This is a genomic window from Streptomyces sp. NPDC058257 (genome assembly GCF_042881845.1).
Taxonomy (GTDB): Bacteria; Actinomycetota; Actinomycetes; order Streptomycetales; family Streptomycetaceae; genus Streptomyces.
Genome location: NZ_JBHVXJ010000010.1, coordinates 248733 through 264530, shown reverse-complemented (window position 1 = coordinate 264530; position 15798 = coordinate 248733). Strand labels below are relative to the sequence as shown.

Sequence of the window (15798 nt, the reverse complement as noted above, 5' to 3'; positions counted from 1 at the left end):
CCATGGCATGGCGACGCGCTGTGAATGGCGCACTGAAGCAATTGACCGGATACCAGCTGACGCGCAAGCCCGTACCGGCCCCGCGCTCGGCGGCGGCCCCGGCGCACAAGCCCACCCCGGCATCGAAGCCGAAGCCCAAGCCGAAGGCCCTGAACCTCCCCGCCGACTACGACGACGAGGCGAAGGACATCATCCGTGCGGTGAAGCCGTACACGATGACCTCTCCCGAACGTCTGAACGCCTTCATCCTGGCGACCCGGCACGTCGTGCGCCACGGCATCCCCGGCGACATCGTCGAATGCGGTGTGTGGCGCGGCGGTTCGATGCAGGCCTGCGCGAAGGCGCTGCTCGCCGCCGGGGAGACCGAGCGCGACCTGTACCTCTTCGACACGTATGAGGGCATGACCCCGCCCACCGAGGAGGACCTGCGCCTGGACGGCAAGTCCGCCGAGGAGCTGCTCAAGCTCCAGGGCAAGGACCGTCCGATCTGGGCCGTCGCCTCGCTCGACGACGTCAAGTCCGGCTTCGAGAAGGTGCCTTACCCCAAGGAGCGCGTGCACTACGTGCGGGGAATGGTCGAGGAGACCGTCCCGCGCGAGGCGCCCGAGCAGATCTCCATCCTGCGTCTGGACACCGACTGGTACGCCTCGACCAAGCACGAACTCGAAGAGCTGTACCCGCGGTTGGTCAGCGGCGGGGTCCTGCTCATCGACGACTACGGCTACTGGCAGGGCTCGCGTCAGGCGGTCGACGAGTTCATGGAGAAGACCGGCGAACGGCTGCTGCTCCTGCGCATGGACGAGGGACGCATCGCCGTCAAGCCGTGACTCGGGAGTCAGCCAACTGTATGTGGCAGGTATGTGAGCGGGCCCTGTGTCCGGCAGCCCCGGGCTGCCGGGCGCGGGGCCCCTCGCGTGATCACTCGAATGGCCCTGCGCGGGTGACCCGGAAGGGCGGTGGTTGTTAACCGAGTGGCCCCCCGCAGGACGCGCAGCCGTGCCCGTCAGTACTCCGGAAGGAATGTGCGCAGCGCATGACACCCCGACTCGCCGTCGTCGTCCCCGTCTACAACGTCGAGGAGTTCCTCGGCCCCTGCCTACGGTCACTGGCCGAGCAGACCATGCCGGATCTCGAAGTCGTCATGGTCAACGACGGTTCCACCGACGGGAGTGCGCGCATCGCCCGCGAGTTCGCCGACGGGGACGGCAGATTCCGGCTCGTCGAGCAGGAGAACGCGGGGCTCGGCGCGGCCCGCAACGCGGGGGTGCGCGAGGCGCGCGGGACGTATCTGGCGTTCGTCGACAGCGACGACGTCGTGCCGCGGGACGCGTACGAGCGGATGCTCGCCGCCCTTGAGGAGTCAGGATCCGACTTCGTCACCGGCAACGTCCACCGGCTGCGCTCCGGCGGCAGGAGCGAGCAGTCGCCGATGTTCCGCAAGGTGATGGAGAGCGACCGCAGCGGCACGCACGTCACCCGCGACTGGGATCTGCTCGGCGACCGCATCGCCTGCAACAAGGTCTTCCGCAGGGAGTTCTGGGACCGACACGCGTTCGTCTTCCCCGAGGGCGTGCTGTTCGAGGACACCCCCGTCATGATCCCCGCCCACTTCCTCGCCGACTCCGTCGACGTGCTGAAGGAGCCCGTCTACCTCTGGCGCGACCGCGACGGCTCCATCACGAGCCGCCGCGCCAAGCCCCGCGCCGTCCGCGACCGCACGGCCGCCGTCCTCTCGGCCGGCGGTTTCCTCGCCTCGAAGGCCGCGGAGGCCGCGGGCACCCCGCGAGCGAAGGTCTTCGCCCGCGCCAAGCGGCGCTACGACACCACGGTGCTCTGCGGAGATCTGTGGCTGTTCATGGAGGCCCTGCCGCACGGCGACGCCACGTACCACGACGCCTTCATGGAGCAGGCCAACGCCTTCGTCGACACCGTCGACCCCGCGGTCGTCGCCGCGCTGCCGCTCCCGCTGCGCGTGCGCTGGCAGCTCGTCCGCCAGTGCCGGGTCACCGAACTCCTCACCTTCATGGCGTTCGAGAAGTCCCACCCCGGCGCCTTCCGCGTCCGCGGCCTGCGCGCACGCCGGGCCGACTTCCCCGGGATCGGCAGCCTGCCGCGCGAGACCGTCGCCCTGAAACGTTCCGACCTGCCGCTCACCGCGGAACTCACGCACGCCGCCTGGGACGAGCAGGGGAAGCTGCGGCTCAAGGGCTACGCCTACATCCCCAACCTGCCGGCCGGGCGGATCGGGGCGCGCGCCAGGATCGCCTGGCTGCGGGCAGGGCGGCGGCGCGTCCTTCCGCTGAAGCTGCGCACGGTGCGGGCGCGCGAGGCGACGTACCGCTCCAAGCAGGGCCTGCACAGCTACGACCGGTCGGGGTTCGAGACGGTCATCGACCCCCGCAGGACCGTCACCAAGGCGCGCGGCACCACCTGGAAGGTGGAGATGGGCGTGGTCAGCGGGCTCCTGCCGCGCACGGGACCGGTGCGCACGAGCACCGCGCCGCGGCTTCCCGTGCGGTATCTGGAGGAGTTCCTGCGGGTGGCCGTCACCCTCAGCAAGGGGCGGCTGCGGCTGCGCACGGAGCGGGTGGCGGCGCGGCTCGTCGCGCACGAGGGGTGCGGCGGCGTCGTCCGGCTGCACGGCAGGCTCGCGCCGGGGGAGTCCCAGGCCGTCGACGCCCTGCGGATCGAGAACTGGCACACCAAGGAGGCGCACTACGCCCCCGCCCTGGTCAACGGCCGCGAATTCAGCGCCGATGTGCCGCTCGGCCTCTTCCACGCCGGTGAGGACCCGCGCACAGGGCTGCCGCGCAAGGCCGACCCCTGGGGCGTCGCGATCGTCCGCGAGGGCGGCGAGCGCACACCGCTCGCCGCCTGCCCCGATGTGCCGCCCGGGCACTACGGCCTGCTGCCGGGGCGTGAACTCCTCGTCCTCGCCAACGCGTCGGGCGACCTGGAGCTGCGCGACCAGACCGTACGCCCGCTCGTCGACGCCGTGGCCTGGGACGACGAACTGCTCATCGAGGGCAGCCACCCCGACACGGCGGCCCGCGCGGGGGAGCTGGTCCTCGTCCACGCCGGGCACGGCGACGAGGCCGTGGCGCCGGTGCGGATCGAGGGCGGCCGGTTCACCGCGGCGCTGCGTCCCGAGGCCCTGCCGGGCCCCGGCGGTACCCTGCCACTCGCCGAAGGACGCTGGAACCTCTTCCTGCGCGAGCCGGGCGAGAGCGACCCCGAGCAGTACACCCCGGTGTGCGTGGCGCCGGGCACGGGCGGTGAACTCCCGCTCGTACGCACCCGGTCGGGCCGTGACATCAGCCTGAAGCGCCACGCCCACGACGGCCTGCACCTGCGCTCGGGCTCCGCGCTCCCGATGACCGACCGGGGCGGCCCGCGCCAGCGCCGCCTGCGCGAGGTGTACGCGGCGCGGCGCGGCGCGCCGCTGCGGGACGCCGTCCTGTACTGCAGCTTCGACGGACGGCAGTACTCGGACTCGCCCCGCGCCGTGCACGAGCACCTGGTCGCCAAGGGCGCCGACCTCGAACACCTCTGGGTGGTCCGCGACCAGCAGGTGGCGCTGCCCGGCAGCGCCACGCCCGTCGCCCTGTGGAGCGCCGAGTGGTACGAGGCCCTGGCCCGCTGCCGCTACCTCGTCACCAACACCCAACTGCCCGAATGGTTCGAGCGGGCAGCGGGCCAGTACGTCGTGCAGACCTGGCACGGCACCCCGCTCAAACGCATCGGCCTCGACCTCGCGGGCCGCTCGTCCGGCGACCGCGCGTACATGGACACCCTGCCGGGACGCGCCGCCCAGTGGAGCGTGCTCGTCTCGCCGAACCGCTTCTCGACACCCGTCCTGCGCGGCGCCTTCGGCTACACCGGCGAGGTCCTGGAGCGCGGCTATCCGCGCAACGACCTGCTGCACGCCGCCGACCGCGCGAAGGTCGCCGCCTCCGTGCGCGAGCGGCTCGGCATCCCCGAGGGCAGACGCGTCGTCCTGTACGCGCCCACCTGGCGCGAGAACCAGCCCAAGCGGGCGGGCCGCTACGGCCTCGACCTCCAGCTCGACCTCGAAGCCGCCGAACGCGCCATCGGCGACGACCAGGTGCTCCTCGTCCGCAGGCACTACCTCGTCGGCGGCGCCGTCCCCTGCTCGGACTTCGTACGCGACGTCACCCGCCACCCGGACGTCAGCGAACTGCTCCTGATCAGCGATGTCCTGGTGACCGACTACTCGTCCCTGATGTTCGACTTCGCGCAGACCGGGCGCCCGATGCTCTTCCACACCTACGACCTCGACCACTACCGCGACACCCTGCGCGGCTTCTGCTTCGACTTCGCGGCCCAGGCGCCCGGACCGCTCCTGGCCACCAGCGACGAGGTGATCGCCGCGCTGCGCGACCCCGAGGCCGCCACCGCCGCGTACGCCGACGCGTACGACAGGTTCCGCGAGGTCTTCTGCGATCTGGACGACGGGAACGCGGCCGCGGGAGTCGCGGACGCCATGATCGAGGGAGGGCGCGCATGAGCACCCCGGAACTGCACGACGTCAGCTGTGTCGTGGTCGCGGGCCCGGACACCGACGCGCTCGAACAGTCGGTGCGCTCCGTGCTCGACCAGACGATGCGCAACGTCGAGGCCGTCGTCGTCGACCCCGGGGCGGACGGACCCGCCCGCGACACGGCACAGGCGCTCGCCGCCGATCAGCCGCACCGGGTGCGCCTGGTCCGGACCGGGCGCCCGATGTCCGTGGCCGCGGCACGGAACCTCGGGCTCGACGCGGCACGCGGGCGGTACGTCATCGTGCTCGGCGAGGGCGAACTCCTGGAGCGGCACGCCTGCCGCAACCTCTTCGACGCCGCGCGCACCACGGGCGCCGACCTGGTGGCCGGACGCTGGACCCGGCTCACCGGCGGCGGCAAGAAGGAGCGGGGCCCGGCCTGGCATCCTCAACTGCACGCGCGGACGAGGAGCGTCGAGAACCTCTCCGACGTCCCCGAACTCGTCGCCAGGGACTCCCTGGTCACCGGGTTCTGCGTCCGCAGGGACTTCCTGCACGCGGCGCGTCTGCGGTACGTCGAGGACCTCGCGCACAGTGAGGTCCTCTTCGGCGTCGAGGCGGTCCTCGCGGCCCGCGGCATCACCCTCGTACCGAACCTCATCACCACCCACCGCGCCGAGCCCGATCACGCCCACGAGACCCCCGCACTCGCCGAGGCCAACGACCGCGTCGCGGGCCTCCTCATCACCCTGGGCCGGCTCGACCTGTGCGACCGGCGCGAACGGGCCTTCCTCACCGACCACGTGCTGCCCTGCGCCCGTACGTTCCCGCGGCTCACCGCGGCGGACCGGCGCCGGGCCACGGCCGCACTCGCCCCGCACCTCGAAGCCCGGGCGGACGCCCGCGCCCTGGACGCCCTCGAACCCGTGGAGCGGGTGTGCGTGCGGCTGCTCGCCGACGGCGACACGGACGGCGTGCTCGCCGCCGCCTACGCCCTCGGACGGCCGGGCACCGTCGTGTCGGAGCTGACCGAGTGGGAGGGGAAGGTCTACTGGCGCGCGGACGGACTCGACGACCCTCGCGTCCGAGAAGTGCTCGACGTCAGCGAACTCGGCCACCAGCATCGCGGGTCGGGTGACGTCCGCCTCCTGAACCGCCTCACCAGGTGCGCCGTGGAGGGCGGCAAGGCGGTCCTCGAAGGGAAGGTCGTACTGCCCGGCGGCCTGGTGCCCGACCGGCCGCCGCTCACCGCCTGGCTCGACGTGCGGGTGCGCGGCACGAACACGGAACGGCGCGGCTTGTGCGTACCCGTGGAGGAGGCGCACTACGACGGCGGTGCCGTCGTCTGGCGGGCCACGGTGGACCTCACCGCCGCACTGCGGGACCTCGGCATCCGCGACCGGGTCTGGGAGCCCCGGCTTCGACTCGCCGCGGGCGGCCAGGACATGACCACCGAACTCGTCGCCGAGCAGGAGACCGTGGGCACGGGCCACGGGATCACCGTCACCGGCGCGAACAGGCTGGAGCTGCGCCTCGCACCCCGCCACCGCGCCGCCCGCACCGTGCGCGCGGCACTGCACTACGCCACGCACTTCCGCCCCGCACGCAAGCTGAGGCTCCGGCTGCGTGCCCTGCGCAAGAGGTGGGAGAGGCTCGGCGGCAAGGCGTTCAAGCTGCGCGTCTACCGCCGTGTGCTGCGGCGCCTTCCCGTCAGCAAGGGCTCGGTGGTCTTCGAGAGCCACACGGGCAAGTGCTACGGCGACAGCCCCCGCGCCGTCCACCAGGAGATCCTCGACCGGGGCCTTCGGGTGCGCTGCACCTGGTCGTACGCCGCCTCGTCCGACGGTTTCCCCGACTCGGCCCGCCTCGTACGCCGCTGGTCCTGGCGCTATCTGTGGGCGCTCGGCCGCGCGGAGTTCTGGATCGACAACCAGGGCTTCCCGCACGCCCTCGCCAAGCCGCGCCACACCACCTACCTCCAGACCTGGCACGGTTCCGCGTACAAGCGGATGGGCTTCGACGAGGCGCGCCTGAAGACGCAGAACGCCCCGCAGCGCGAGCGGCTCCAGGAGGCCGTCGACCGCTTCGACCACTTCCTGGTGCGCTCCGAGCACGACGTGAACACCCTGGCCCGCGCCTACGGCATCTCCGACGAGCGGCTGCTGCGCTGCGGCTACCCGCGCAACGACCGCCTGGTCGCCGCGCGCGCCCGCGACGAGTCCTCGGGCCGCTTCCCGAGGCCCTCCGTCGCCACCGACCTCGGCATCCCCGACCACAAGACGGTGGTGCTCTACGCGCCGACGTTCCGCGGCCTGCCGTCGGGCAACAAGCCGGTGCGGCTGCCCCTGGACGTACGCGGGTTCGCGGACCGCTTCGGCGACACCCACGTACTCCTGGTGCGCGCCCACTACATGGAAGCGGCGAGCCTCCCCGCGTGCCCGCCCGGCACGGTCGTGGACGTCTCGGCCCACCACGACGTGAGCGAGCTGCTCTGCCTCGCCGACGTCCTGGTGACCGACTACTCGTCGATCATGTTCGACTTCGCGCTCCTGGACCGGCCGTTGGTGCACTTCGCGCCCGACCTCGACGCGTACGCGGCCGAGCGGGGCAGTTACTTCGCGCTGCGGGACGACGCGGGCGGGCCCGTCGTCGAGACGCAGGAGGAGCTCCTTCGCGTGCTCGCCACGCTGAAGGAGGCCGACGGCGCGTGGGCACAGGCCCGGCGGGTGTTCGCCGGGCGGTTCGGAGCGTACGACAAGGGGCGGGCCGCGGCCGGTGTGGTGGACGCGCTCTTCGGCGAGCGGTTCGGAAACGGCGAGCGGTCCGGAAACGGCGAGCGGTCCGGAAACGGCGAGCGGTCCGGAAACACGGAGAAGAGGGACGGCGCATGACCACCACGATCGCGAGCGGGCCCGGTGCGACGAAGAGCCGCGACCTCTTCCTCGTCGCGAACACCGTCGACGAACTCGGCGGCGTCACCGCATGGGCCCACCAGATGGCCCGCCTCTTCCAGGGCAACGGCCACCGGGTGCACGTCATCGGCGTCCACGAGGCCGAGCTGAAACTGGCGCTCCCGGACGACCTCGGCTACCCCGTGACCAGCCTGTACGGCGAGCATCCCGCGACTCCGCGCCCGGCACGCGGCCTGGGCCGCCTGAACGTGGTGGCGCGCTGCCGCGAGTCCGCCAGGGCCGCCGCCCAGCGCCGCGTCGTGCACCGGCTCTCGGAACTCTTCCGTGCCGCGCGCCCCGGCGCGGTCGCCATCGTCACGCAGGTCTGGCCGATGGAGTGGATCAGGGAGGCGGACACCGCGGGCCTGCGCGTCATCGGCATGAGCCATGAGTCGTACGCCTACACCCGTGCCTGTCACCGCTACCGCGCGGTCAAGCGCAGCTACCCGTCCGTGGACCGCTGGCTCGCCCTCACCCAGGAGGACGCCGACGACTGGATCGCCGACGGCATGCACAACGTCGGCGCGATGCCCAACGCGCTCGCCCACCTCCCCGCGGTGCCTTCGCGGCGCGAGGGCAAGGTGGTGTGCAGCATCGGCAGGCTCGCCGACCAGAAGGGCGTCGACATGCTCGTCGACACCTGGGCCCTGGTGGCTCCGCGGCGGCCCGACTGGACACTGCGGATCTACGGCGCGGGCGCGGACGAGGCGGGCCTCAGGCGGCAGTGCACACGGCTCGGCCTCGACGGTTCCGTGGAGTGGCGGGGCCGCACCAGCGATGTGCCGGGCGTGCTTGCCGAGAGCTCCCTCTTCGTGCAGTCCTCGCGGGGCGAGGGGTTTCCGCTTGCCCTGATGGAGGCCATGGCCAGTGCGGTGCCGTGCGCGGCGTTCGACTGCGCGCCGGGCGTACGCGAGATCGTCCGCCACGGCGAGGACGGGCTGCTCGCCCCCGCCGGCGACATCGAGGCCCTGGCCGACCGCATCCTGCGCCTCACCGGAAACCCACGGCTGCGGGACGCGATGGGGGAGCGGGCCCGGATGAACGTGCAGCGGTTCTCGGAGGCGCGGGTGCTTGAGCGCTGGGAGGCGCTGTTCGAACTCCTGGAACGCTGAGTACTCCTGCGGGCCGGCGGGGGCCGCTCGCGCAGCTCCCCGCGCCCCTCGCCCGGCCTCAGGAACGTCCCGAGCGGGTCAGCAGTGATGACAGCAGGCCCCTGGCCCTGCTCCCGGTCCCGGCGGACGCCGGGGCGGGCTCGGAGATCTGGTCGCCCTGCCGCTCCGGGGCCCTCTCGCCCGCGTGCCGGGACGGCGGCTGCTCCGGCGGCTTCGCCTTCTTGCCGCTGATGCGGATCATCGGGAGGCCCGCGACTTCCTCGGCGCCGTGCCACATGTCGTCGCGCCCCTTCAGGAACGCGGCGAGATCGGCGTGGATCGCGTCGTAGCCGCCCCACGTTCCGTAGAACTTCGTGGCCGTGATGCAGAGCGGTTTGAGCCCCGTGTTCGCCACCGCGCCCCACGTCGCCGCGGCCACCCCCGGGCAGTGCTCGGCCCGGAAGTCGTCGAGCACGACGATCCCGTCCTGCCCGAGCACCTCTCGGGCCGCGGCGATGTCCGCGTGGACGTGTTCGTACAGATGCGAGGCGTCGATGTGCACGAAGCGGCAGCTGTCCGCCGCCACGTGCGCGGTGATCCCCGAGGACGGCTCCTGGACGATCCGCGGCAGACCCTCGTGGAAGGAGCGGTAGTTGGCCTCGAAGGCGCGGCGCGTGAGCGTGGCGTACGAGCGGCCCATCTCGGCGGAGTTGGCCTCGTCGGGGGCGGGCGAGTCGAAGAGGTCGCAGACCGTGAAGGTCTCGTCCGCGCGCAGATACGCGCCCATGAAGATGGCGCTCTTGCCCAGATACGCGCCGAGTTCGAGCAGATCGCCCCGCTCGCCCCGGTCCAGCTGCCTGCTCATGATCCAGTCGAAGAGCACCTGGTCGACCGGATGGAACCAGCCCTTCACATCGGAGAGCTGGCGCGGCCTCGGCAGCCGGCCGGTGCCGTTCGTGGGCGTGGTGGCTGAAGCGTTCTGCATATCTGGTCCCGTAGGTGGGGGGAGCGGAGGACAGTGCGGCGGACGCGTGGGGGCGCCGGAAGCACGGTGCGGCTAGCAGCGTGGAGTGGGCCGGGAGGCGTCGGCCCGCGGCGACGGCTCATCGGCCGTCCCCGCGGCAGGCGCCGGGTGCCGGTCCGCCAGTGGCGCCACAGACGGTAGACCCCCTGCCTCACCGAGCACCACATGCCTCACAACTCGTTCAGCCGCCCGCCCGTCGTCGTACACGCAGAAGCGGTCTCGGAACGCCGCGCGCAGCTGAGCCGAGCGCGAGCCGCGCCAGTGCCCGGTGGCGAAGATGTCGGTGAGCTCGTCCTCGCTGCGGGCGACGGCGCCCGGCGGGAACCGGCGCACGTCGAAATAGGTGCCGCGGGTCGCCTCGTACGCCTCCCAGTCGTCGGCGTGCAGGACGACGGGGCGGTCGAGGTTGGCGTAGTCGAACATCAGCGACGAGTAGTCCGTGACCAGGGCGTCCGACGCCAGGCAGAGGGACTCGACGCTCGGGTGGTCCGACACGTCGATCAGACGGCCGGCCGAGGGAGCCATGGGCGCCCCGTACGAGTGATGGGCGCGCGTGAGGATGACGAAACGGGGGCCGAGGTTGTGCAGCAGGCGCTCCAGGTCGAGGGAGCGCAGCTGCGTGTGGCGGTAGTCGCGGTGGGTGGGCGCGTACAGGATGGCGACGGCGCCCCGGGGGATGCCGATGGTCTCGCGGAGGCGGGCCACGTCGGCGGAGCTCGCCCGCTGGTAGATGTCGTTGCGCGGGTAGCCGTACTCCAGGGTCGTGTAGGAGGCGGGGAACACGCGCTCCCAGACCAGCGTCGAGTGCCGGTTCGCCGACAGGAGGTAGTCCCATTTGTCGGCGTTGCGCATGAGGGCGGCGAAGTCCATGCCCCGGGCGGCGGCCGGGCGGTCCTGGAGGTCGAGCCCCATCAGCTTCAGGGGCGTGCCGTGCTGGGTCTGGATCATGATCTGGCCGGGGCGTTTGACCATCCTGCGGTCGAAGTTCACGTTGTTGACGAGGTACTTGGAGCGCGCGAGCGCCGTCCAGTAGGCCGCCGTGCCGGGGCGGAGCCCGCGCGTCGCCGTCGGCAGGGTGTGGTGGTGGACCGGGTCCGCGATCCACGCGGTGCGGATGTGCGGGGCGTGCTCGCGCAGCGCGGCCTCCAGGGCGCCGGGGTTGCAGCCGTAGCCGCGCCCCCAGTACGAGGAGAAGACGGCACGGTCGGCGCGGACCGGCAGGCGCAGCTGGATCCGGTAGTGCAGTTGCAGCGCGGCGCCCTTGGAGCGGCGCCGCGCGGTGGCCGCGTACCGCCGGGCCCTGGTCCGCAGGCGCATCGCCGTCCACAGGGTGCGGTACGTGCGGTGCGTTCCCAGGCGTACGAGGCCGTGCCGCAACCGGGTGCGGGCGCGCGGGCGTGCGCCGGGGACGCGGTAGCGGCGGTAGTGGGTGCGGGCCTTGCGCAGGAACGCGGGGCGGCTGCCGCGCGGGAGGCGGTCGCGCTTGGTGAAGACCGTCGAGAGGTGGTCGACCATCCGCCGGAAGAGGAGGGGCCGCCAGGCGGCCGAGAGCTCCGGGTGCTGGTCGAGGAACGTGAAGACCCGCTCGTACTGGTCGAAGATGTCGAAGTGCCGACGCGTCGTGGTGCGCAGGATGCTGCCGCGGCGGCGCTGGAGGTAGTGCACGCAGACCCGGTCGAGGGTGGCGATCGTGCCCGCCTTCATCAGGACCGGGTACGTCCAGGGCGTGTCCTCGTAGAGGCCGGGCGGGAAGACGAAGCCCTCGCGCTCGATGAAGTCGCGGCGGTAGGCCTTGTTCCAGGCGACCATCAGGAGCCTCAGCAGGCCGGGCCGCTCGCTCAGCCGGAAGGGGACGTCGCCGTCTTCCTTGAGGAGCCCAGAGAACTGGTTGCGCACGGCCTCGCCCGACCAGAACACGCGCGCGTAGTCGTAGATCAGGACGTCCGGCTCGTCCGTCTCCTTGATGCGGTCCGAGATCGCGTGCAGGGAGTCGGGGGTGAGGGTGTCGTCGCTGTCGAGGAAGATCAGGTAGTCGCCGGTGGCGTGCTCCATGCCCGCGTTGCGGGCCCTGCCCAGACCCACGTTCTCCTTGAGATGCACGGCCCTCACCCGGGTGTCACCGGCCGCGCACTCGTCGATGAGGGCGCCGCACGCGTCGGGCGAGCAGTCGTCGACCACGATCAGTTCGAGGTCCGTGAACGACTGGCCGAGGACGGATCCGAGGCACGCGTGCAGATACGCCTGCACCTTGTACACGGGCACGATGACACTGAACCGGGGCAAGGCACATCCATGGGTCGGCGGGGGCGTACTGCCCGGCAACGTCCCGACGTCCGGTCGGGTTACGCCGACGCGGCATCCGGGGGACCCGCGTTCGGGGGACGGACATGAGTGAGGCGGCCCCCGTCGTGGGCCGCCTCACTCGTCGAACGTATGCGCCTGTGCCGTGCGTCCTGTCGAACGGCCGGCTACTTCACCGCGCCCGCCATCACGCCGGACACGAACTGCCGCTGGAACGCGAAGAACACGGCGAGCGGGATCACCATCGAGATGAACGCGCCGGGCGCCAGGATCTGCACGTTGTCGCCGAATGACCGCACCTGCTGCTGGAGCGCGACCGTGATCGGCGGCTTCTTGGAGTCGGCGAAGATCAGCGCGATCAGCATGTCGTTCCAGACCCAGAGGAACTGGAAGATGCCGAGCGAGGCGATCGCCGGCGCGCCGAGCGGCATCACGACCCGGAAGAAGAGCCGCAGCTCACCGGCCCCGTCCAGGCGCGCGGCCTCCAGGAGTTCGCGGGGGATCTCCGCGAAGAAGTTCCGCAGGAGGAAGATCGCGAACGGCAGGCCGAAGGCCACGTGGAAGACGACCACACCGACCGTCGTCTCGAAGATGCCGATCGCACCGAAGATCTTCGACACCGGAAGCAGCGCCACCTGCACGGGCACCACGAGCAGCCCCACGACACCGAGGAACCACCAGTCGCGCCCCGGGAACTCCATCCACGCGAAGGCGTATCCGGCGAGGGACCCGATGACCACGACGAGCAGCGTCGCGGGGACGGTGATCATGATGCTGGAAAGGATCGAGTCGGTGATCGTCTCGTCCTTGAGGAGGCTCGTGTAGTTGTCGAGCGTCATCTGCGACGGCGCGCTGAACACCTTCCACCAGCCGCTCTCGGCCATGTCGGCCGAGCTGCGCAGCGATCCGAGCAGCAGACCGACCGTCGGCACCAGCCAGAAGAGCCCGACGAGGACGAGGAAGACGCGTACGGCGGTGCCGCTCAGGACGGAGGCGATCCGCCCGCCGAGCGACTGCTTGGCCTTCACCACTTCGACTTGGGTGGTCATCGCTGTCGCTCCCGCCGCAGTCGCCGCACATTGAAGAGCATCACCGGGATCACGAGGAGGAAGAGCAGCACGGCGATCGCGCTCGCCACGCCCGAATCGTCATCGAGGAACGCCGAGTTGTAGAGCTGAAGGGCCAGGACGTTCGCGTCGTCCTTCGACGAGTTCGGCGGGATGATGAAGATCAGGTCGAAGATCTTCAGTACGTTGATCATGAGCGTGACCGCCACCACCGCGAGCACCGGCGCCAGGATCGGCACCGTGATCCGGCGGAACACCTGCCACTCGTTGGCGCCGTCCACCCGGGCGGCCTCAAGGAGTTCACGCGGCACGCTCGCGAGCCCGGCCGCGATCAGGACCATCGCGAAGCCCACCCAGATCCACAGGTACGAGCCGATGACCGCGGGCGTGATGAGGGAGGGGCCGAGCCAGTCCACGCCGTTGTACGGCTCGCGGAAGTTCGACGCCGGGAACCGGAGTTGTGCCCCGTCGGCCTCCTTGGGAAGCGCGAACGTGCCGTCGCCCGCCGCCTCGGTCGAAGCCACCACCGCGCCGTCCTTGACGGCCTCGACCTTGATCCCGGCATAGCCGAACTCGGTCCTGTCCGGGGCGTTCATCTCGCCCCGGCCCTTGCCGCGCGTGAAGTCCTGCCAGGCCGTGCCCGTGACCTTGTCGGGGTCCGGCTTCGCGGCCGCCGCGGACTTGGCGCCGTCCGGCATGTTGCCCGGCGCCACGCCGGTCAGCGGCAGCGCCACCGGAGTGCCCGCGCTGACCGGCTCGCGCGTGACGAAGGCGCCACCGCCCGCCGGCTTCAGGGGCGACTCCGTACTGGGATGCGCCTGCGGGAAGGAGGACGACTCGGCGAACGTGTCGTGCACGCCCACGACGACGGCGTTGGCGACACCCCGGTCGGGATCGGACTCGTACACGAGCCGGAAGATGATGCCTGCGGCGAGCATCGAGATCGCCATCGGCATGAAGATGACCAGCTTGAACGCCGTGCCCCAGCGGATACGTTCGGTGAGCACGGCGAAGATCAGGCCGAGTCCGGTCGCCAGGGTCGGGGCGACGACCACCCAGATCGCGTTGTTCTTGACCGCGGTGAGGATGGTGTCGTCCGTGAACAGGGTCTTGTAGTTGCCGAACGCCGTGAAGTCGCCCGACTTGTCGAAGAAGCTGCGGAAGACGGAGTACCCGATGGGGTACAGGACGAGCGCGCCGAGCAGCACCAGGGCGGGCAGCAGGAAGAGCACCGCCATGCCCCTGTGCGTTCCGGTCACGCTCTTGCGCGGATGGGGAGCCGGGGACAGCGCCGCACTCGGCGTGCCCCCGGCGTTCGCGGACGCCATCGCGTCAGTCCTTGTAGGCCTTGGCGGCGGCCGTCTCCAGAGCCTTCTGCGTGCCCTCGACGTCCTTCGGGTTCTTCAGGAAGTCCTGGAGCGCCTTCCACTCACCCTTGCCCGGGGTGCCGCCGAAGGCCTGGGGGGCCTGGTCGGACATGTCGAAGCGGATGTCGTCGCCCGCCGCGATGAGGGCCTTGGCGATGCTCCGCTGCACGTCGTTCGGGTACGCCGCCATGTCGAGGCTCTTGTTCGGCGACACGAAACCGCCCGCCTCGGCCCAGATCTTGGCCGAGTCGGGAGACGCGAGGTAGGTGAGAAGGGCCTGGGCGCCCTTGCTGTCCTTCAGCGCCACGGCGGCGTCACCGCCGACGACCGCCGGTGACTCGCTGCCGACCGCCGGGAACGGGAACACCTTGGCGTCCGTGCCGACCTTGGCCTTCGTCTCCGAGATCGGCAGCGAGACCATGTCGCCCTCGAAGACCATGCCCGCCTTGGGCTGGTCGCCGCCGGTGAAGGTCTGCTTGACCGAGACGGGGAACTCGGTCTGCAGCGCGCCGTCGGCGCCGCCCGCGACGAAGCCCTTCGTCCCGAAGACCTGGCCGAGCGTGGTCAGCGCCTTCTTCACGGACGGGTCCGTCCACTTGATCTCGTGCTTGGCGAGCTTGTCGTACTTCTCCGGGCCCGCCTGCGAGAGGTAGATGTTCTCGAACCAGTCGGTGAGGGTCCAGCCGTCGGCGCCCGCGACCGAGATCGGCGGTACGCCGGAGTCGTACACGGTCCGGGCCGTCTTCATGAAGTCGACCCAGGTCTTGGCGGGCTTGGCGCCCGCGTTGTCGAAGACCTGCGTGTTGTACCAGACCAGGGACTTGTTGGCGGCCTTGAAGTACACGCCGTACTGCTTGCCGTCGACGGTCCCGAGGTCCTGCCAGCCCTTCGCGTAGTTCTTGTCGATCTCCTTCTGCGCCGCGGGCCCCACCGGCTTGGCCCACTTGTTGGCCACGGCCTGCTTGACCGCGCCGACCTGCGGGAGCATCGCGACATCCGGCGGCGAGCCGCCCGCGACCTTCGACTCCAGGAAGCTGATGATGGGATCCTGGGCGGGTACGAAGGTGACCTTGGCCCCGGTCTGCTTCTCGAACTCGTCAAGAACCTTGAGGAAGACCTTCCGCTCCGCGCCGCCCCATACGGCGGCGACGGAGACGGTCTGCCCGTCCAGCTTGGGCAGTTGGGCCGCGGCGCCGCTCTCCTTGCCGCCGGCCTTGTCCCCGCCGCCCTTGTCGTTGTTGTCGTCGCCGCCACCGCACGAGGTGACGGTGAGTGCGAGCGCGCCCGCGACGACCGCGGCGGCGAATGTGGCGGTGGTACGCCGGTGGTGCGGTGCCCTGCGTGTACGAAGAGTGCTGCGCATCACTGCCCCGTTCTCTTCCCTGGTCCCTGGCGAGTCCGTGCGGCCTGTCTACGCCCGCGTGGGGAGAAGCGGCAAGAGCACGAACAGGCCCAACCAGCTGATCGTGATGGCGTTGTGACGTGCCGTCATGAGC

9 protein-coding genes are annotated in these 15798 nt (G+C 71.2%); 4 read left to right on the top strand and 5 right to left on the bottom strand.

Annotation, left to right across the window (positions count from 1 at the left end):
* Positions 1 to 2: 2 nt before the first annotated feature.
* The 4 genes from ACFVXC_RS24610 (at position 3) to ACFVXC_RS24595 (ending at position 8564) form a co-directional block, all read left to right on the top strand.
* Entirely contained in the window at positions 3 to 827 is an 825-nt protein-coding gene (locus ACFVXC_RS24610; RefSeq protein ID WP_389908568.1) for a TylF/MycF/NovP-related O-methyltransferase, read from the top strand.
* 206 nt (positions 828 to 1033) lie between these two features.
* Complete coding sequence (locus tag ACFVXC_RS24605; protein WP_389908565.1) at positions 1034 to 4528, top strand: CDP-glycerol glycerophosphotransferase family protein; 3495 nt, start codon at positions 1034 to 1036, stop codon at positions 4526 to 4528.
* Entirely contained in the window at positions 4525 to 7392 is a 2868-nt protein-coding gene (locus ACFVXC_RS24600) for a CDP-glycerol glycerophosphotransferase family protein (protein ID WP_389908563.1), read from the top strand. Before ACFVXC_RS24605 ends, ACFVXC_RS24600 begins: the two co-directional genes overlap by 4 nt.
* Positions 7389 to 8564, top strand: coding sequence for a glycosyltransferase (locus ACFVXC_RS24595; protein ID WP_389908561.1), 1176 nt, complete (start codon positions 7389 to 7391; stop codon positions 8562 to 8564). Before ACFVXC_RS24600 ends, ACFVXC_RS24595 begins: the two co-directional genes overlap by 4 nt.
* Before the next feature lie 58 nt (positions 8565 to 8622).
* On the opposite strand, the gene ACFVXC_RS24590 is transcribed toward ACFVXC_RS24595, so the two are convergent.
* The 5 genes from ACFVXC_RS24590 to ACFVXC_RS24570 all read right to left on the bottom strand — a co-directional run bounded on the left by ACFVXC_RS24590 (position 8623) and on the right by ACFVXC_RS24570 (position 15665).
* Positions 8623 to 9528 carry a class I SAM-dependent methyltransferase gene (locus tag ACFVXC_RS24590; protein ID WP_389908559.1) on the bottom strand — a complete coding sequence of 302 codons (906 nt, stop codon included), beginning with the start codon at positions 9526 to 9528 and terminating at the stop codon, positions 8623 to 8625.
* A 72-nt stretch (positions 9529 to 9600) separates the two neighbouring features.
* Positions 9601 to 11850, bottom strand: a complete 2250-nt coding sequence (locus ACFVXC_RS24585; RefSeq protein WP_389908556.1) for a CDP-glycerol glycerophosphotransferase family protein — start codon at positions 11848 to 11850, stop codon at positions 9601 to 9603.
* Between the two features lie 185 nt (positions 11851 to 12035).
* A complete protein-coding gene (locus ACFVXC_RS24580) occupies positions 12036 to 12917 on the bottom strand; it encodes a carbohydrate ABC transporter permease (RefSeq protein ID WP_389908553.1) in 882 nt (293 codons plus the stop codon).
* Positions 12914 to 14263, bottom strand: a complete 1350-nt coding sequence (locus ACFVXC_RS24575) for a carbohydrate ABC transporter permease (RefSeq protein WP_389908551.1) — start codon at positions 14261 to 14263, stop codon at positions 12914 to 12916. The genes ACFVXC_RS24580 and ACFVXC_RS24575 overlap by 4 nt, the downstream gene beginning before the upstream one ends.
* Before the next feature lie 4 nt (positions 14264 to 14267).
* Positions 14268 to 15665, bottom strand: coding sequence for an ABC transporter substrate-binding protein (locus ACFVXC_RS24570; RefSeq protein WP_389908548.1), 1398 nt, complete (start codon positions 15663 to 15665; stop codon positions 14268 to 14270).
* Positions 15666 to 15798 lie beyond the last annotated feature (133 nt).